Source organism: Saccharopolyspora shandongensis (assembly GCF_900106995.1).
GTDB classification, from domain to species: Bacteria; Actinomycetota; Actinomycetes; order Mycobacteriales; family Pseudonocardiaceae; genus Saccharopolyspora; species Saccharopolyspora shandongensis.
This window is the reverse complement of record NZ_FNOK01000010.1, coordinates 201,375-221,953: the sequence shown is the minus strand read 5'-3', so window position 1 is coordinate 221,953 and position 20,579 is coordinate 201,375. Positions and strand designations below refer to the sequence as shown.

2 protein-coding genes are annotated in these 20,579 nt (G+C 71.3%); both read right to left on the bottom strand.

Going from position 1 to position 20,579, the window contains the following annotated elements; all coding sequences use genetic code 11:
* Positions 1-23: 23 nt before the first annotated feature.
* Positions 24-20,093, bottom strand: a complete 20,070-nt coding sequence (locus BLW84_RS13675) for a non-ribosomal peptide synthetase (RefSeq protein WP_093265476.1) — start codon at positions 20,091-20,093, stop codon at positions 24-26.
* A 162-nt stretch (positions 20,094-20,255) separates the two neighbouring features.
* The gene (locus BLW84_RS49030) at positions 20,256-20,474 is read right to left on the bottom strand and encodes an MbtH family protein (protein ID WP_093265475.1); all 219 of its coding nucleotides are present in this window, start codon (positions 20,472-20,474) and stop codon (positions 20,256-20,258) included.
* Positions 20,475-20,579: the final 105 nt, after the last annotated feature.

The window sequence follows — 20,579 nt, the reverse complement described above, 5'->3', positions numbered from 1 at the left end:
ATCCCCGACTCGTGCAAGCCCGGTCAGTCGGCCGCGTCGAGCAGGGTCGTGCAGCGCTTGGCCACGTCGGCCCCGGCATCGCCGTTGGTGATCACGACGAACCCGGTGCCCTGCTGGATCCGGCACATCGCGAGGGTGTGGTAGCCACCGCCGGTGCCGCCGTGGCCGAACTGCAGGTCGGTGCCGAGGTCGTCGACGACCGAGCCCAGGCCGTAGGCGCTGTGCCGGTGCTGCGCGGTGAGCATCTGCTGCGCGCTCTCCGCCGACAGCAGCGCCAGTGGCCGACCTAGGTAGCTGCGCCGGATCTCCAGCAGCACCTTGGCCACATCGGCCGGGGTCGACCACAACCCGGCCGCCGCCGCGTCGGGCCACCGCATCCAGCCGCCGGCCAGCGGCGCGCCGGCCTCGTCGTGCCCGATCGCGACCGGACGACCGGACATTTCCGGGAAGGACTGGTCGAAGCTGGTGCCGTGCATCCCGAGCGGCTCGAACACCAAGCGCCGCAGCAATTCCTCGAACGGCTCGCCGGCGACGTCGACCATCAACTGCTGGACCACGGAGTAGTGCACGTTCGCCTTGCGGAAGACGCTGCCCGGCTCCAGCTCGACCCGGACCGGCGGGCCGTCGGCCGAGCCGCCCAGCAGGTCCGGCAACGTCGGCAGCGGACCGCCGCGCGGGTGTCCCGGACTCGGCGTCGGCATCAACCCGGACAGGTGCGCGAGCAGCTGTCGCAGCGTCACCGGAACCGCGCCGGGCACCTGCCAGCCGACGAGTCGGGCATTGATGTCCGCGTCGAGGTCCAGGACTCCCTCGTCCACCAACCGAAGCGCGCCGAGCGCGGTCACCAGCTTGCTCACCGATCCGACCTGGAAGATCGTCTCGGGCGTGACCGGTTCGGTTCCGCCTGCGCCGAGCACGCCGTGGGTTTGCAGCGAAACGAGCTCTCCATCGCGGATCACGGCGAGGCCGGCACCCGGAACGTGCTGCGCAGCAAGCAGAACGCCCTGGCTTGTCGACTCGCGGCGCTTCGTCGGCGTGGTGGCCGTTGCGGCGTCGATCGCTGCGGCCACGGCTGCGAGGCTGTCGTCGCGGTAGAGCATCAGCACCGAAAGCGTCCGGTTCGCGCGGCGGGCCGCCGCGATGACCTGGAACACCAGGATCGAATGCCCGCCGAGTTCGAAGAAGCGGTCCTGCGCACCGACCCGGTCGACCTCCAGCACCTGCGCCCACACCTCGGCGAGCCAGCGCTCGCTCGGCGTGGCGGGGGCCTGGTACGGCCGCCGCGCGAAGGACTCGTCGCCCGGCGCGGGCAGCACCCGTCGATCCAGCTTCCCATTGGCGGTCAACGGGATCTCCGCCATCCGCACGAAGGCCGCGGGCACCATGTACCCGGGCAGCCGCCGGCCGAGCCAGTCGCGCAGGACGGCGGGCTCGGGGTTGTGCCCAGGTGCCGGGACGAAGTAGCCGACCAACCGGGCGCCGTCGGCGGAATCGCGGAGCACGACCCGCACGTCGGCGAGTCCCGGGTGGTCGCCGAGCACGGCTTCGATCTCGCCCAGCTCGACGCGGTACCCGCGGATCTTGACCTGGTCGTCGCCGCGACCAAGGAACTCGACCTCACCACCGGGCAGCACTCGCGCCAGGTCACCGGTCCGGTAGAGCCGCTGACCGGGTGCGTGCGGGTCGGGCACGAACCGCTCCGCGGTCAGGTCCGGCCGCCCCAGGTAGCCCCGTGCGACGCCGACACCGCCGACGTGGAGCTCCCCGACCACCCCGATCGGCACGGGATCCAGTCGCTCGTCGAGCACGTGGGTCGTGACGTTCGGCAGCGGCCGGCCGATCGGCACCACCTCACCGGGAGATCCGACCACGGTGAACTCGTTGCTGGTCACCGTGGTTTCGGTGGGTCCGTAGGAGTTGACCACCCGGCCGCCGGGAGCGAGCTCGCGGGCCTGCTCGACCGTCCGCCCCGACACCGCTTCACCGCCGACGACCAGCACGTTCGCCAGCGCGGCGCGGCCGAGCTGGTCGGAGATCAGCTCCAGGTGCCCAGGAGTCAGCTCGATGAAGGCGAACGGGCCGCTGGCGAGCAGCCACTCCCCCAACCGCCCCAGGTCCAGGTCCGGCGGCGCGATGTGCAGCGGCCGACCGGCCAGCAGCGGCCCGTACAGGTTGGAGACCACCATGTCGAACGCGACGGAGGAGAACAGCGGGGCTCCGCCCTCCGCGCCGGAGAGGTAGTCGGCGACCACGTACCGCAGGAAGTTCACCAGCCCGCGGTGCGTGACCTGCACGCCCTTGGGCCGTCCGGTGGAACCGGAGGTGTAGATGACGTAGGCCAGTTGGTCTGGATCGGTGTCGCGTTCCGGCGCCGACGCCGGGCGCTCGCTGATCGCCGCGGATTCCCGGTCGATGCACATCAACCGCCCGTCGAAGTCGAGCCGGTCCGCGTGTGCCGACTCGGTGATCAACGCGGTCGCGTCCGACAGCAGGTGGGCCAGCCGTTCATCGGGGAACGCGGGATCGAGCGGGATGTAAGCGGCCTCGGCCTTCCACACGCCCAGCAGCGTTGCCACCAGATCAGCGCTGCGGTCGAGCAGCACGCCGACCACGGATTCCGGGGCCACTCCGGCGGCGCGCAGGTGATGGGCGATGCGGTTCGCCCGTGCGTCGAGCTCCGCGAAGGAGAGCGAGGTGCCGTCCGCGACCACCGCCGTCGCATCAGGTGTGCCGGCGGCCTGCCGCTCGAACAGCTCCAGGGCTGTTCCGGACACCGGCTCGGCCGGATTCGCCGCCCAGTCCAGCAACATCTCCCGCTCGCCGGCGGGCAACCGCACGGCGCGCGCGTCTCCGTCGCTGTCGGCGACCATCGCCGCCAGCACCGCCCGGTACATCCCGGCCAGGCGCTCGCCGTTGGCGCGGCTCACCGCTCGCGCGTCGACGTCGAGGTAGATGCGGTGCGGCGTCGCGGTGACCGCGAGCGCGAACTCGTCGTGGGTGACCCCGCAATCCGGTCCGCCGTCGGGCTGCCCGCCGTCTGGTGCGCCGAAGTCCTCGTAGCTGAAGTACACCTGGACCAGGCGGGTTCCGGCGGCGAACTCGCGTTGGATGGCCGGCATCGGGAAGTGCCGGTGCGGCCACGCGGCGAGCTCCTGGTCGAACACCTGCCGCACCAGCTCCCGCCAGGTGCCGGCGGACACCTCCACCGGGAACGGCTGGGTGTTCAGGTGCGTGCCGAAAACCCGGTCCGCGCCGGGTGCTTCCGGCCGGCAGTGCGTGACCAGGCCGGCGCAGAACCGGTGTTCGGCCGTCAGCTGGCTGAGCACCTTCAGGTGCGCGGCGAGCAGCACGCTCTTCACCGAAACCCCCGCTGCCGAGGCCAGCGCGCGCAGCCCGTCCTGCAGCCCGGCCAACTCCACCCGGAGCTGGTAGCCCTCGGCCTGGTCGTCCCCCCAGCCGTCGGGCAGTGCGAACCCCGGGTGCTCGGCGACGACTTCCCGCCAGTAATCGTGGTCCACTTCGGACTCCAACGCCCGCACCTCCGCGGCAACGGTGTCGGCGAAGCGCACTGCGGGGCGCTGGTAGGCCGGCAGGTCCTGGGCGTCCCGGAAGGCGCGGTAGAGCTCGAAGAGCTCGGTGCGCAGCATGGCGAACGTCCAGCCGTCCACGATCAGGTGCGACTGGACGATCGTGAGCTGCCAGCTGCCGTCGGCGAAGCGGTGCACGCACGCCCGCAGCAGCGGGGCGGCGTCGTGCGGCAGCACGGTTTCGCGTTCGACCAACAGGTCTTCGCGCAGCAACCTGTCCTGCTCGTCGGCCGACGCGCCGGTCAGATCGACCACGCGCAACGGGATCTCCGCTTCGGCGTGCACCAGCTGCATCGGCATCGAGAAGGTCGCGACGTCGACGGAGGCGCGCAGCACCTCGTGGCGCGAAACCAGTTGGGCCAGCGCCAGTTGCAGTGGCTCGCGGGAGAACGGCTCATCGATCCGCGCCGAGGCGACCCGGTGGTAGCTGCGCTGCCCCTCGTCGCCGGAGAGCATCTCGACGAGCATGCCGATCTGCGTTTGCGTCAGCGGATAGGCGTCGACCACGGCGTCCGGCACCTTCGCCCGATCCTGCTCGGAGAGCAGCTCGAACGGCCGCACCGGTTCGTCGCGCTCGGTGCCGGTGCGCCCGGCCATCCTCGCGCAGAGCGCGGCGATGGTCTGGTGCTCCAGCACTTCCAGCGCGGTGACCGGGAGGCCCGCCTCCCGCATCCGGCCGACGATCATCACCGCCCGGATGGAGTCTCCGCCGAGGTCGAAGAATCCGTCCGCCAGGCCGATGCGGTCCACGCCGAGCACCGACCGCCAGATCTCGGCGACCTGCTCCTCGACGGGCGTGCTCGGCGCGACGTACTGGGCCGCGGCGAACGCGTCGCGGTCCGGGGCGGGCAGCGCCCGCTTGTCCAGCTTCCCGTTGGGGGTCAGCGGGATCTCGTCGAGCACCGGGTAGGCCGCCGGGATCATGTAGTCCGGCAGGGTCCGGCCGAGCCAGGTGCGCAGTTCACCGGCGTCCGGTGGCGGACCGGCCGGCACGACGTAACCCACCAGGCTGTCGCCACTGCCGCCCCGGTGCAGCACCACGACCGTCTCGCGCACCTGCGGGTGCGCCGCCAGGGCGACCTCGATCTCCCCCAGTTCCACCCGGTAGCCGCGGATCTTGATCTGGTCGTCGGCGCGGCCGAGGAATTCCAGGCTGCCGTCGGCCCGGCGGCGCGCCAGGTCGCCGGTCCGGTACAGCCGGGAACCGGGCGGGCCGAACGGGTCCGGCACGAACCGCTGCGCGGTGAGCTCGGGCCGGTTCAGGTAGCCGCGCGCCACCCCCGGCCCTCCGACGTGGATCTCGCCGCGCGCGCCCAGCGGCACCAGGTTGCCGAAGCCGTCGAGCAGGTGGATCGACAGGTCGCTGAGCGGGCGGCCGATCACGCTGCCCGCCGCCGGCTGCAGGTCCCGCTTGGTCAGCCGGTGGTAGGTGGTGTAGACGGTCGTCTCGGTCGGCCCGTACATGTTGACCAGCGCGACCCGGCCCAGGCCGACCCGGTCGACCCACGGCCGCAGTTCGGCCGGTTCCAGCTTCTCGCCGGCGAAGATCACCGCGCGCAGCGCGAGCCGGCGCAGCCGCGGATCGCCGTCGCCGAGCGCGCTGAGCAACGACCGGAACGCCGACGGCGTCTGGCAGAGCATCGTGACCTCGTGCTCGACCAGTAGGTCGAGGAAGTCCTCCGGCGACCGGGTCACCGCACGCGGCACCAGGACCAGGCTGCCGCCGTGCAGCAGCGCGCCCCACATCTCGAACACCGACACGTCGAAGGCGTAGGTGTGGAACAACGCCCACACGTCCGCTTCGTCGAAGGCGTAGTGCTCCTGCGCCACGTCCATCAGCCGGACCACGTTCGCGTGGGACACGCTCACGCCCTTCGGCCGCCCGGTGGAGCCGGAGGTGTAGATCACGTAGACCTGGTTGTCCGCTTCGGACAGTCGAGCCGGGTTCACCACCGGGTACCCGGCGAGGAGCTCCCGCTGCTGGTCGAGCACCACCAGCTCCCCGCCGATCCCGTCGGCGCAGGAAGAATCTGTCACCACCACGGACGCCCCGGCGTCGGCGAGCACGAAGGCGATGCGCTCGGCGGGGCTGCTCGTGTCCAACGGCACGTATCCGGCCCCGGACTTCAGCACGCCCAGCAACGCCGGCATCAGGTCGATGCCGGGCGGCAGGCACACGCCCACCAACGATTCCGGGCCTGCGCCGCGTTCGCGCAGGTGGTGCGCCAGCTGGTTGGCCTGCTCGTTGACCTCTCGATAGGTCAGCGAAGCACCATCGGCGACCACCGCCACGGCATCCGGTGTCCGGGCGGCCTGCTCCTCGAACAGCTCGTGCACGCACTTGTCCACGACACCGTGCGCTTGCGCACTGCTGGCCTGGTCGAGCAGCTGCTCGCGCTCACCGTCGGGCAGGTGCACCGCACGCGCATCGCCGTCCGGGTCCGCCGCCATCGCCACCAGCACCGCCCGGTACATCCCGGCCAGCCGCTGCGCGTTGGCCCGGCTGAGAATCCGCTCGTGGGAGTTGACCCACAGGACGTCGCCCCGGTTGAACACCGACAGGTCGAACTCGTTCGGGCCGATGTTCATCCGGGTCCCGGCCGCTACCCGGTCGGTGTCGACTTGGTGGAAGTCGAGGTAGTTGAACAGCGCGTTGATCAGCCGCCCGCCTCCGCCGTCGTGCTGGATGGCCGGCATCGGGTAGCGCCGGTGCGGCCACAGCTCGACCTCGCGGTCGAAGACCTGGGCGACCAGTTCCCGCCAGGTGCGGGCGCTGCGATCCACCCCGAACGGCAGGGTGTTCAGGTACATGCCGAGCACCCGGTCGGCACCCAGCACCTCGGGCCTGGTGTCGCAGACGAGTCCGGTGTGGAACGCCGGTTCGTCGGTGAGCTGCCCCAGCACCTTCAGGTGCGCCGACAGCAGCACGCTCTTCATCGACACGCCCGCGGTGCTGGCCAGCGCGCGCAGGTCGTCGGCGATGTCCTCGAACGGCACCGGCAGGTAGATCCGCTCGTCGGACTCCCCGGCCCATTCCGGCGGGACCGCGAAAGGCGTGTGCTCGGTGGTGATCCGCCGCCAGTAGTCGCGGTCCGCCGCGGACTCCAGCGACCGGAGCTCGGCGGCGATGGAATCGGCGAAGCGCACCCGGGGCCGCTCGTGGGGTTCGGGCTCCTGCCCGTCCCGGATCCGCCGGTAGCAGTCCAGCAGCTCCATCAGCAGCTGGTGGTAGCTCCACCCTTCGGTGATCGCGTGCGACTGCGTGAAGGTCACCCACCACGCGTCGTCGCCCTCGACGTGGGCGATGATCCGCATCAGCGGCGCGTGCTCGACGTCGAAGACCGCCGCCCGCTGCTCGTCGGCGAGTTCCTGCCTGGTGCGGCCGAGGGCTTCTTCGTCGAGCCCGCGCACGTCGCGGATCTCCACTGGGATCTCGGCGGTCTCGTGCACGAGCTGGAGCGGCAGGGAGTACCCGTGCATCCGGATGGACGTGCGCAGGACCTCGTGCCGGTCGGCGAGCACGTGCGCGGCCGCGCGCAGTGCGGCGGGGTCCAGCGGCCGGTCGTCGACGACGCGGAAGGTGTTGATGATGTGGTACGGGTGCCGACCGTCGTCGGCCATCATCTCGATGAGCATCCCCAGCTGGGTCCGGCCGAGCGGGTAGGCGTCGACGACCCCGGCGGGCAGTGCCACGCGGTCGGCTGCGGGGATGAGCTCGAACGGCTCGACGAAGGTCTCCGCATCGGCGCCGAGATCGGCCCGTTGCCCGCACAGCTCGCAAAGCCGCTCGACGGTGCGCGCTTCGAAGACGTCGCGCACCTCCACGTCGATGCCGGCCGCGCGCAGCGCGCCGACCAGCGCCACCGCCCGGATGGAGTCTCCGCCGAGGTCGAAGAACCCGTCGCGGACGCCGACCCGGTCCCGGCCGAGCGCCTGCCGCCAAATCCCGGCGACCTGCTCCTCCAGCGGCGTGCGAGGCGCGACGTACTCGCCGTGAGTGAAAGCGTCGTCGCCAGGCGCCGGCAGTGCCCGCTTGTCGAGCTTGCCGTTGGGGGTCAACGGGATCTCGTCCAGCCGCACGAAGGCCGCGGGCAGCATGTACTCCGGCAGGGTGCGGGCGAGCCGGGCGCGCAACGCCTCCGCTGACGGCGCGTTCTCGTCCGCAGCGGTGAAGTAGGCGACGAGCCGCTCGTCGCGCACCACGACCACGGCCTGCCGCACCTGCTCGTGCGCGCCGATCGCGGTCTCGATCTCGCCGAGTTCGATCCGGTGGCCGTGCAGCTTCACCTGGTCGTCGATGCGGCCGAGGAAGTCCAGTCCACCGTCCGGCCGCCAGCTGACCAGGTCACCGGTCCGGTAGAGCCGCGCGCCGGGTGGGCCGAACAGGTCCGGCACGAACCGCTCCGCGGTCAACTCCGGCCGGTTCAGGTAGCCGCGCCCCACCCCGGCCCCGCCGACGTGCAGTTCGCCGGGCACGCCCGCGGGCACCGGCTCCATCCGCTCGTCCAACACGTACAGGCCGGTGTTGCGGATCGGCTCGCCGATGGGCACGCGCGATCCGCACACCTCGTAGCGCAGGAACGCGTGCGTGACGTCGTCGGAGCACTCCGTCGGCCCGTACGCGTTCACCAGCGGGATCCGGGGGTAGCGCGCCCACCACCGGGTGCACAGCTCGGGCGGCAGCGCCTCACCGGTCACCACCAGCCAGCGCAGCGCGGGCAGCTCCGGGGCAGCGGCACCCGCGTCCCACGAGTCCAGCGCGGCACGCAGCAGCGACGGCACGACCTCCAGCACCGAGATCTCCTCGTCGGTGGTCCGGCCGAACAGGGCCGCCGGGTCGAGGGCGGTGCCGGTGTCCACAACGCGAACCCGGCCGCCGACGACCAGGGCGGCCAGCATCTGCCACACCGAGATGTCGAACGCGGGCGAGGCGTTCTGCACGACGCTGTCGGTGGCGTCCAGACCGAGGTCTTCGATCTTGGCCAGCAGATGGTTGCCCATGCCGTCGCGGCGCACCATCGCGCCCTTGGGCCGCCCGGTCGACCCGGAGGTGTAGATGACGTACGCCAGATCGTCGTGTGCGGCAACGGGAATCGGGTTCCCGCAGGGTTCGTCCTGATAGCTCTCGGGCTCGTCCACCAGCACCGTGGCGACGCCGCCGGGCAGCTCGGCCGGCAGGCCGCGCCGGGTCAGCAGGAACTCCAGCCCGGCGTCGGTGGCCATGAAACCCAGCCGTTCGGCCGGTGCTTCCGGATCCATCGGCAGGTACGCGCCGCCCGCCTTGAGCACCGCCAGCACGGCGATGACCAGTTCCGGCGAGCGTTCCAGGTGGATGCCCACCAGCACGTCCGGTCCGACCCCGAGCCGCCGCAGGTGGTGCGCCAGCCGGTTCGCCCGTGCGTTGAGGTCGGCGTAGCAGGTCGTCGAGTCGTCGGCGAACACCGCGACGGCGTCGGGCTTGGCTGCGGCCCACCGCTCGATTTCCGCCGGAACGCTCAGCGACACCGGACTCCGGTCGGTCGCCGTCGCTTCCACCAGCAGCCGGTCGCGTTCGCCCGCCGGCAGGTACGCGGCGCGGGCGTCGCCTTCGGGGTCGTCGACCATCGCCTCCAGCACCGCTCGGTACATCTCGGCCAACCGGTCGCCGTCCGCGCGGTTGAGCACCCGCGTGCTGGTGGTCATGTTCAGCCGGTTCGGGCGGCAGTGCAGGGTGATGTCGAACTCGGTCTGCGACACCCCGAACCTCGCGTGGGTGCCCTGTGCGCCTTCCGCCTGCGGCAGGTCGACGTAGTTGAAGGCGATGTTGATCAATCGCCCGCCGGGCCATTCGCGCTGCATGGCCGGCATCGGGTAGCGGCGGTGCGGCCACAGCTCGACTTCGCGGTCGTAGACCTGGGACACCAGTTCGCGCCAGGTGCGGGCGCTGCGATCCGCGGCGAAGGGCACGGTGTTGAGGTGCATGCCGTAGACCCGGTCGGCGCCGAGCACTTCCGGGCGGGCGTCGCAGACCAACCCGACGTGGTACTCGTGCGCCTCGGTGAGCTGGCCCATCACCTTCACGTGGGCGGCCAGCAGCACGCTCTTGACCGACACGCGCAGCTCGTTGGCCAACGCCCGCAGCCGGTCCTCGATGTCGGCCAGCGGCACCTGGAGGTCGTAGCTCTCACCGGATTCCGCCGCACCGGCCCAGCTTTCGGGCAGCACGACGGGCTGGTGGTCGTCCAGCACGGACCGCCAGTACGAGATGTCCGCTTCGGACTCCAGCGACGCCAGCTCGGCGGCGATGTAGTCGGCGTAGCGCACGCCCGGCGGCGTGTGCGGGGCGAGCGGGAGCTTCTCGCGCAGCCGCTGGTAGCAATCCATCAGCTCGGCGAGCAGCCAGTTGTGGCTCCAGCCCTCGGTGACGGCGTGCGGTCGGCTCAACGACAGCCACCAGTCGTCGTCGGCGACCACGTACGCGGCGATCCGCAGCAGCGGCGCGGTGTCCAGGTCGAACGGCGCATCCCGTTCAGCGGTGAGCCGGTCCAGCAACCCGTCGGCGTTGCCGCGCAGGTCGTGCACCACGATCGGCACGTCCACCTCGGCGTGCACCAGCTGCATCGGCACCGAGCAGGTGTGCAGGTCGAAGGCGGTGCGCAGCAGGTCGTGCCGACCGATCACGGTTCGGGCGGCCTGCCGCAGCGCCTCGGCGTCGAGCGGCTGCCCATCGGTGACGCGGTAGGACATGAAGCTCCGGTACGCGCTGGTGCCGGTCAGCATCTCCACCACCATGCCGGTCTGCACCAGCGACATCGGATAGGCGTCGGCCAGCCCCTCCGGCAGTGCGGCGCGGTCCGCCTCGGAGATCAGCGCGAACGGGGCGACGGCGCCGTCGGCGTCGGCCAGCTCGCCGCGGCCGCCGAGGAGTTCGGCGAGGCCGGCGACCGTGCGCTGCTCGAAGACGTCCTGGACCGAGATGTCCAGGCCGCTGGCCCGCATCGCCCCGACGAGCCGGACGGCGCGGATCGAGTCACCGCCCAGTTCGAAGAACCCGTCGTGCACGCCGACCAAGTCGATGCCCAGCACGTCGCGCCAGATCACCGCGACGCGTTCCTCGACCGGGTTGCGCGGGCCCACGTACTCGGCTCGCGCGAAGGCGTTCTGATCGGGCGCCGGCAAGGCCCGCTTGTCGAGCTTCCCGTTAGCCGTCAACGGAATCGAGTCCAGCGCGACGAACGCCGAGGGCACCATGTAGCCGGGCAGGCTCCGTCCGCAGTGGTCGATCAGTTCCGCCGCAGGCGGCAGTTCCGCGCTGCTGGGGACGCAGTAGGCCACGAGTTGCTTGTCGCCGGGCGAATCCTCGCGCACGATCACCACCGCGTCGCGGAGGCTCTCGTGCGCGGCCAGCACCGCCTCGACCTCGCCGAGTTCGATCCGGTAGCCCCGGATCTTGACCTGGTGGTCGATGCGCCCCAGGAAGTCCATGCTGCCGTCCGGGCGGCGGCGGGCCAGGTCACCACTGCGGTAGAGCCGCGCACCGGGCGGGCCGGAGGGGTCCGGCACGAACCGCTCCGCGGTCAGCTCCGGCCGGTTCAGGTAGCCGCGCGCCACACCGGGCCCGCCGACGTGGATCTCCCCGGCCACCCCGATCGGGACCGGGTACCCGTTGGCGTCCAGCAGCTGCACCCGCAGGTCGCTCAGCGGCCGGCCGATCGGGTTCCCGGCCGCGTCCAGGTCCGCGGCGCTGACCCGGTGGTAGGTGGTGTGCACCGTGGTCTCGGTGATGCCGTACATGTTGACCAGCACCGGTCGATCCAGCCCGAGCCGGTCGGCCCAGGGCCGCAGCTCCGCCATCTCCAGCTTCTCGCCCGCGAAGATCACCGCACGCAGCGCGAGCCGACCGATACGGGCGTCGTCCGCCGAGACCAGCGATCGGAACGCCGACGGCGTCTGGCTCAGCACCGTCACGCCCTGCTCCACGAGCAGGTCCAGCAGGCCTTCCGGGGACCGCGCCACGTCCTGCGGCACCACGACGAGCGTGCCGCCGTGCAACAGCGCGCCCCACATCTCGAACACCGACACGTCGAAGGCGAACGAGTGCGACATCGACCAGATGTCCGACGCGTCGAAGTCGTAGTGCTCGTGCGCGGTCCGCATCAGCCGCACCACGTTGGTGTGGGTCAGCACGCACCCCTTCGGCCGGCCCGTCGAACCCGACGTGTAGATCACGTAGATCACGTTGTCCGGGCCGGAAACCGGTTCCGGGTTCGTCTCCGGATGCCCGGCGAGCACGTCCCGGTCCAGGTCCACCACGTCGCCGTCGTGGACGCTGCCGACCAGCTCGCGGGTCTCCCCGTTCGCCACCACGACCGACACCCCGGCGTCGGCCAGCACGTAGCCGAGGCGGTCGGCCGGGTTCACCGGGTCCAGCGGCACGTAACCCGCGCCCGACTTCAGCACGCCCAGCAGCGTCGGGAGCAGTTCCGGGCCGCGCCCCAGGCACACCCCGATCCGCGACTCCGGGCCCGCGCCCAGACCGCGCAGGTGGTGCGCCAGGCGGTTCGCGCGGGCGTTCACCTCCGCGTAGGTCAGGTGAATCCCACCTGCGACCACGGCGACCTTCTCCGGCGTCCGCGCCACCTGCTCCTCGAAGACCTCGTGCACGCACCGCGAAACCGGCTCGACGGGCTGCTCCCGCGCCAGCTCGCGCAGCCACGCGGCTTCCTCGGCGGGAAGGTGGACCGCGCGGGCGTCACCGTCGACGTCGGCAGCCATGGATTCCAGGACCGCGCGGAACATCTGCGCGATCCGGTCGGCGTTGGCGCGGCTGAGGACGTGGGTGTTGGTGCTCAGGCTCAGAATCCCGCTCAACGCGGTGATGGTGAGCGGGAACTCGTTCGGCGCGTCGTTGAACCCCCAGCCGTCCTCGGCGATCTCCGAGTCCAGCTGGTGGAAGTCGAGGTAGCCGAAGAAGACGTCGACCACGCGCTCCCCGCCGGCCTGCCGCTGGATCGCGGGCATCGGGAAGTGGCGGTGCGACCACGCCTCGATCTCCCGGTCCGACATCTGCCGAACCAGCTCGCGCCAGGTGCGCGCGGACCGGTCGACCGGCAGCGGCAGGGTGTTGAGGAAGTTGCCGAACAGCCGGTCCGCGCCCGCGGCCTCGGGCCGGGAGTGGGTGACCAGTCCGGCGTGGAACGCGGGCTCGTCGGTGAGCTGGCTCATCACCTTCACGTAGGCGCCGACGAGCACGCTCTTCAGCGACACCTTGGCCGCCGCGGCGAGCTCGCGCAGCCCGTCGGCCAGATCGTCGAACTTGATGCCGGTCCGCACCACCTCGCGCGGCGCGGCCAGATCCCCGTGCCAGCCCGGCGGCAAGGTGAACTTCGCGTGCTCGTCGACGACCCGCTGCCAGTACTGGGTGTCCACTTCGGATTCGAGCGCCGCGAGTTCGGCGGCGACGAAGTCGGCGAAGCGCACCTGAGGCGGCTCGGCGGCCACAGGTGCCGCGCCCGCACGCAGTTGCCGGTAGCAGGCGACCAGTTCCATCAGGAACAGCTGGTTGCTCCATCCGTCCATCAGGGCGTGGTGCTGGGTGAACGAGCACAGCCACTCGTCGTCAGCGATCACGTGCGCGTGCACGCGCAGCAGCGGTGCCGGGCCGGACAGGTCGAACACCTCGGCCCGCTCGGCGGCCACGAAGTCGACCACCTCGCTGCGCTGCCAGTCGTCGTCGAGTCCGCGCAGGTCGCTCCAGCCGGTGGGAACGTCCACCTGCGGGTGCACCAGCTGCATGGGCACCGCGAAGTCGGCGAGGTGCACCGAGCTCCGCAACACGTCGTGGCGGGCGACCACGGCCGCCACCGCCTGCCGGAACGCCGGGAAGTCGAACGGCCGGTCGTCGTGCACCCGGTAGACGTTGACGTTGTGGTAGTTGTTCCGCTCCGGGTCGGCCAGCGTTTCCACCAGCATGCCGATCTGCACCTGCGAAAGCGGATAGGCGTCCTCGACGCCGGCGGGCAGCTTCGCCAGGTCCTCGGCGGAAACCAGCGCGAACGGCTCGACCGCGGCGGGGGTTGCGGTGAGCACCGCCCGGTCCGCCAGCAGCGCGGCGAGCGCGGCGACCGTGCGGTGCTCGAACACGTCGCGCACCGAGAGGTCCATCCGCGCCGTGCGCAGCGCACCGATCAGCGCCACCGCCCGGATCGAATCCCCGCCCAGGTCGAAGAAATCGTCGTCGACCCCGAGCTCGTCGACGCCGAGCACATCCGCCCAGACCGCCGCTATCCGCTCCTCCACTGGAGTGCGCGGCGCCACCCGCTGGTGCTTGGCGAACGCGCCCTGCCCAGGTGCCGGCAGCGCCTGTCGATCCAGTTTCCCGTTGGCGTTCAGCGGAATCGACGGCAACGCGACGAAAGCCGACGGCACCATGTAAGACGGCAGGCTCCGGCCCAACCGCTCCCGCAACGCATCGGGCTCGAAGGTCTGCCCGCCCGCGGCGACCAGGTAGGCCACCAACTGCTTGTCGGCGCCGTCCTCGCGCAGCACCACCCGGACGTCGGCGATCCGCTCGTCCTCGGCGAGCGCGGATTCGATCTCGCCGAGCTCGACCCGGTAGCCTCGGATCTTCACCTGGCCGTCGCTGCGGCCGAGGAACTCCACGTTCCCGTCCGGCAGCACCCGGACGACGTCGCCGGTCCGGTAGAGCCGACCACCGGCCGGGCCGTGCGGGTCCGGGACGAATCGCTGCGCGGTCAGCTCGGGCTGATGCGCGTACCCGCGCGCCAAGCCCGCCCCGCCCACGTACAGCTCGCCGGTCACCCCGGTCGGCACCGGCTGCAGCAGCTCGTCGAGCACGTACATCGTCACGTTCGGCAGCGGGCGGCCGATCGGGAGCACGTCCGCGGTCACCGGCAGCCGGACCGGGAAGGTGCAGGTGCCGACGGAGTTCTCGGTCGGCCCGTACTCGTTGATCAGCTCGACCGACGGCGCCAGCTCCTGCCAGGCCCGCACCACCCGCTGCGTCAGAGCCTCGCCCGCGACGACCAGCACCGCGGCCAGGCCGTCGGCCTGCTCGGCGGACAGCTGGTGGATCAGCACCTCCAGGTGCGCCGGGGTCAGCTTGATGAAGCTGTACGGCGCGTTGGCCGCCAGGAACGCGCCGAGCCGGCCGAGGTCCAGCTCCGGCGGTGCCACGTGCACCGGCTGCCCGGCGAGCAGCGGCGCCCACAGGTTCGGCACCACCAGGTCGAAGGCGATCGAGGAGAACAGCGGCGCGCCGCCGGTGCCGCGGCCGGCCAGCTCGGCCACCGCCCACTGGACGTGGTTGGTCAGGCCGCGGTGCGGAACCTGCACTCCCTTGGGTTCGCCCGTGGAACCGGACGTGTAGATCAGGTAGGCGGTCCGGTCCAGGTCGGCGGTTCGAGCCGGAGCGGTGTCCGGACGGCCCTCGATGGCCGCGCCGTCGCGGTCGACCACTGCGATCGCGCAGTCGACGTCCCCGACGATCTCCTGGTGCGCCGCCTGCGTCACCACCACATCGGCCCCCGAGTCGGTGAGCATGTGCCTGACGCGCTCGGCCGGGAAGCCGGTGTCCAACGGGAGGTAGGCGGCTCCTGCCTTCCAGGCCCCCAGCAGCGCGGCGTAGAGCTCCGCACCTCGGTCGAGCAGCACGCCGACCACCGACTCCGGTCCCGCGCCGAGCGCTTGCAAGTGGTGCGCGTACCGGTTCGCCAGTGCATCGAGGTCCGAATAGGACATTCGCCGCGCCCCGACGACCAGTGCCGTGACGTCCGGCGTGCGCCGCGCTTGCCGCTCGAAAAGCTCGCACACGTCGTGCGGTGCGAGCTCGCCGGGATTGGTGGCCCATTCGTCCAGCAACCGGGTGCGCTCGTCGTCCGGGACGAACATCGCGCGGGCGTCGCCGGCGACATCGGTGGCCATCGCGGTCAGCACCGCGCGGAACATCTCGGCGATGCGCTCGGTGTTGGCCAGGCTCAGCGATCGGGAATCCGCGGTCAGGAAGATGTGCTTGTTGCGGGAGGAGATGGTCAGCGGGAACTCGGTGGGGCTGTCGTCGATGCCGACCGCGGCGTCCACCAGATCGGTGTCGACCTGGCGGAAGTCCTGGTAGTTGAAGAACACCTCGATGAGGCCCTGCTTCGCCCCGATCTCGCGCTGCAACGCGGGCAGCGGGAACCGCCGGTGCGACCACGACTCGACCTCGCGGGCGAACACCTGCCGCACCAAGTCCAGCCAGGTGCCCGCGGAGCGCTCGAACGGCAGCGGCATGGTGTTGAGGTACATGCCGTAAACCCGGTCGGCGCCCAGGATCTCCGGCCGCACGTCGTAGACCAGCCCGGCGTGGAACCGGGGTACGTCGGTGAGCTGGCCGAGCACCTTCAGGTAGGCGGCCAGCATCACGCTCTTCAACGACGCCTTGGCCTTGGTCGCCAGCGCGCGGAGCCCGGATTCCAGGTCATCCCACGGGATCCGCACGTGGTAGGTCGTGCGCGGGGAGCCGGGCTCGTCGCCCCACCCGGTGGGCAGGCTGAAAGTCTCGTGCTCCTCGACGACGCGGCGCCAGTAGGCGCGGTCCTCCTCGCCGGCGAGCGAGTCCAGCTCCGCGGCCACCGAGTCGGCGAAGCGCACCTCTGGCCGCTCATAGGGTTCCGGCTCCAGGCCGTCGCGGATCCGCCGGTAGGCGCGCAGCAGCTCCATCAGCAGCGAGTGGTAGGACCAGCCCTCCATGATCGGGTGGCACTCGGTGATCGAGATCCACCAGGCGTCCTCCCCGGTGAGGTGCGCGTGGAACCGCATCAGGGTCGGCTTGGTCAGGTCGAAGCGGGTCGCCCGCTGCTCGCGCACGAACTCGTGCAGAGCGGAAAGCCTTCCCTCCTCGGCGTCGAGGTGGCTCAGGTCCCGCACCCCGATCGGCATCTCGGCGGTCTCGTGCACCAGCTGCAGGGGCACCGAGAAGTCGGTGAGGTGCACCGAGGTGCGCAGCGTCTCGTGCCGGGCGACCACCAGGCGCGCGGCTTCCTGGAACGCCTCGCGGGAGAACGGCTCGTCGTCGAGGATCCGGAAACAGCTGCAGTTGTGGTAGTTGTTCTTGCCCTCGTCGGCGAGCATCTCGATGACCATGCCGGTCTGGATCTGCGACAGCGGGTACGCGTCGATGACGCCCTCGGGCAGCGCTGCCCGGTCTTCCGCCGAGATCATCGCGAAGGGCTCGACCAGCGGCTGCGAGACGGGCGCTGCCCGACCGGTCAGCAGCTCGCACAGTTCGGCCACCGTGCGGCGGTCGAAGACGTCCCGCACCGCGAGGTCGAACCCCTCGGCGCGCAGCGCGCCCACCAGCGCGACCGCGCGGATCGAGTCGCCGCCGAGGTCGAAGAAGCTGTCGTGCACGCCGACCCGGTCGACTTCCAGCGCGGTGGCCCAGATCTCGGCGACTTGCTGCTCCACCGGGGTGCGCGGCGCCGCGTACTCGCCCTGCGCGAACGAGGTCGAGTCCGGCGCCGGAAGCGCCCGCCGGTCCAGCTTCCCGTTGGCGGTCAACGGGATCGCCGGCATCGGCACGAAAGCCGCGGGCACCATGTACTCGGGCAGGTCACGACCGAGGTGCGCCCGCAGGTCCGCCACTTCCGGGGCGGTCTCGCCGGTGGGCACCAGGTAGGCGACCAGGCGCACGTCGCCGGGGCTGTCGGTGCGGGCGATCACCACCGCGTCCCGGACCTGCGGGTGGGCGCCCAGCACCGCTTCGATCTCGCCGAGTTCGATCCGGTAGCCCCGGACCTTCACCTGGTGGTCGATCCGGCCCAGGAAGTCCATGCTGCCGTCCGGGCGGCGCCGCGCCAGGTCACCGCTGCGGTACCGGCGGGAGCCGGGCGGGCCGGAGGGGTCCGGCACGAACCGCTCCGCGGTCAGCTCCGGCCGGTTCAGGTAGCCACGCGCCACACCGGGCCCGCCGACGTGGATCTCCCCCGGCACGCCGATCGGCGCCGGATTGCCCGTACCGTCCAGCAGCTGCACCCGCAGGTCGCTCAGCGGCCGGCCGATCGGGTTCCCGGCGCCGAGCTCCAGGTCCTCGGCCGCCACCTCGTAGTAGGTGGTGTGCACCGTGGTCTCGGTGATGCCGTAGAGGTTCGTCAGCAGCGGCCGGTCCACGCCGAGCCGGTCGGTCCACGGCCGCAGCTCCGGCATCTCCAGCTTCTCGCCGGCGAAGATCACCACCCGCAGCAGCAACCGGTCGATCCGGGGATCGCCCGCGCCCGCCGCCGACACCAGCGACCGGAACGCCGAGGGCGTCTGGCTCAGCACCGTCACGCCCTGCTCCACGAGCAGGTCCAGGAAGTCCTCCGGGGACCGCGCCACGTCCCGCGGCACCACCACCAACGTGCCGCCGTGCAGCAACGCGCCCCACATCTCGAACACCGACACGTCGAAGGCGAACGAGTGGAACATCGACCACACGTCCGACTCGTTGAACTCGTAGTGCTCGTCGGCGGCGCGCATCAGCCGCACCACGTTGGTGTGGGTCAGCACGCAACCCTTCGGCCGCCCCGTCGAACCGGACGTGTAGATCACGTAGATCACGTTGTCCGGACCCGAAACCTGCTCCGGGTTCGTCTCCGGGCACGCGGCGAGGTCCGCCGCGTCCAGGACGACGGTTTCGCCGTCGAAGATCTCCGCCAGCGCGGGCCGCAGGTCGGTCTCGGTCACCACGATCGAGACACCGGCGTCGGCCAGCACGTAACCGAGGCGATCCGCCGGGTTCACCGGGTCCAGCGGCACGTAACCCGCACCCGACTTCAACACGCCCAGCAGCGCGGGCAACAGGCCGGCGCCCCGCTCCAGGTACACCCCGACCAGGGATTCCGGGCCGGCGCCCAGTTCCCGCAAGTGGTGGGCAAGCCGATTGGCTCGCGCGTTCACCTCGGCGTAGGTCAGGGACACGTCCCCGGCCACCACCGCCACCGCATCCGGTGTCAGCGCGACCTGCTGTTCGAAGATCTCGTGCGCGCACCGGGTCACCGGTTCCACGTCCGCGCCCCGGTCGCCGACGACCACCGCTCGCTCGGCGTCGTCGAGGATGTCGATCCCGGACAACGCCGTCGTGTCGTCGGCGACGACGCGTTCCAGCAGCCGCACCAGGTGTCCGGCCATGCGCTGCACGGTGTCCGGGTCGAACAGCGACGTCGCGTAGACGAACTGGCCGTGCAGGCCGCCGTCGGGCCGCGCGTTCACCTGCAGCTCGAGATCGCACTTGGCGACCCGGCCGCTGGCCGCGTGCGGCTCCACCCGCAGCCGCGGGAGTTCCACGGCACCGCCGTCGCGCTCGTGCATGGTGAAGGCGACCTGGTACAGCGGTGTGCGGGACATGTCCCGCTCCGGTTCCAGGTCGTCGGCCAGGCGGGCGAACGGCGCCGCCTGGTGGTCATAGGCGTCGATCAGGGTTTCCTTGACCTGCCGGAGCACGTCCGCGAACCGCGGATCGCCGTCCCAGCGGGCGCGCAGCACCAGGTTGTTGATGCCGTAACCGATGAGCCCCTGCAGTTCGGGCCGGGTCCGCCCGGACACGACGGTGCCGACCGCGACGTCGTTCTGCCCGGTGTAGCGGGCGATGAGGACCTGGAACGCCGCGAGCAGCACCACGAACGGCGTGGTGCCGTGGCGTAGCGCGGTTTCGCCGATCCGCGTCGCGACGTGGTCCGGGATGGCGAAGGGGATGTCCGCGCCGGCGGCTTCCCTGACCGCCGGCCGTGGCCGGTCGGCGGGCAGGTCGACCGGTGCGAGGTCGGCGAGCTGCCGGTGCCAGTACGCGAGGTGCTCGGACAACGCCTCCCCCGCGAGCTCTTCCCGTTGCCACGCCGCGTAATCCGCGTACTGCACGGGCAGGGGCTCCAGCGGCGACGGGCGTCCCTCGACCTCAGCCGCGTAGAGCGCCGCCAGGTCCTCGACGAGCACGCGGCTGGACCAGGCGTCGAAGGCGACGTGGTGGAAGACCACCGTCAGAACGTGCTCGTCGGCCGAGACCCGCAGCAGGCGCGCCCGCACCGGCCAATCGTGCTCGATGTCGAACGGGCGCACCGACTCCTGAGCGACCAGTTCGTCGGCCCGCCGCCGCGCTGCAGCCGGCTCCGCGTCGGTCCCCTCCGACACCGGAATCTCTTGCGGCGCGGGCGGATCGACCACCTGCGCCGGTTCGGCACCGACCAGCACGTAGCGGGTGCGCAGGATCTCGTGCCGCTCGATCAGCTCGGTCCAGGCCCGGCTCAGCGCGGCCACGTCCAGCTCGCCCCGCAACCGGAACGCCAGGGGCACCAGGTACTCCGGGCTGTCCGGGTCGAGCCGGTTGAGGAACCACATCTGCTGCTGCCCGAAGGACAGCGGCAACGGCACCGAACGGTCGGCTAGGCCGATCACCGACCGTCGGCGAGCCGAGCCACCGCTGAGCCGTCTGCGCAGGTATTCCTCTCGGAGTGCGTCGACGGCAGCGCTCTGCTCGATTTCCCCGGTGCTCATGCGGTTCGTTCCTTCCACTGCGCTCAAAAGCCCGCTGCCTGGGAGAACTTCCGCTGCTTCGGCCGACGCCGAACCGGCGGCAGTTAGAACGTGTTCGGCGCGGTGCGGCGGACGTCCCGGGCGGACCGGGACATCCGCGCCACCGCGCGGGTGCCCATCGGATTACTTCGCGGCGGCCTGTTCCATGCGGAGGCGGAGGCTGCGCGGGCGCATGTCCGTCCACACCTGACCGATGTGCGCGAGGCATTCCGCGCGCGTGCCCTCAAGGCCCTCGGCGTGCCACCCCGCCGGGAGCTCCCGATCCGCCTGCCAGATGGAGTACTGCTCCTCGTCGTTGACCACGACGAGGTAGACCTGGTTGTCGTCCTGCTCCTCGGCCACGCCGAACTCCTCACTCCAGTACGGGAAAGCGGCACACCGGTGCGCGCACGCACCGATGCCACCACTGCACTGACCGAAGAGTTCTCCCGACCGCAATACTCGGTC

Coding starts and splice junctions, on each gene's coding strand:
- BLW84_RS13675 (WP_093265476.1), bottom strand. CDS start 20,093: ATGAGCACCGGGGAAATCGAGCAGAGCGCTGCCGTCGACGCACTCCGA.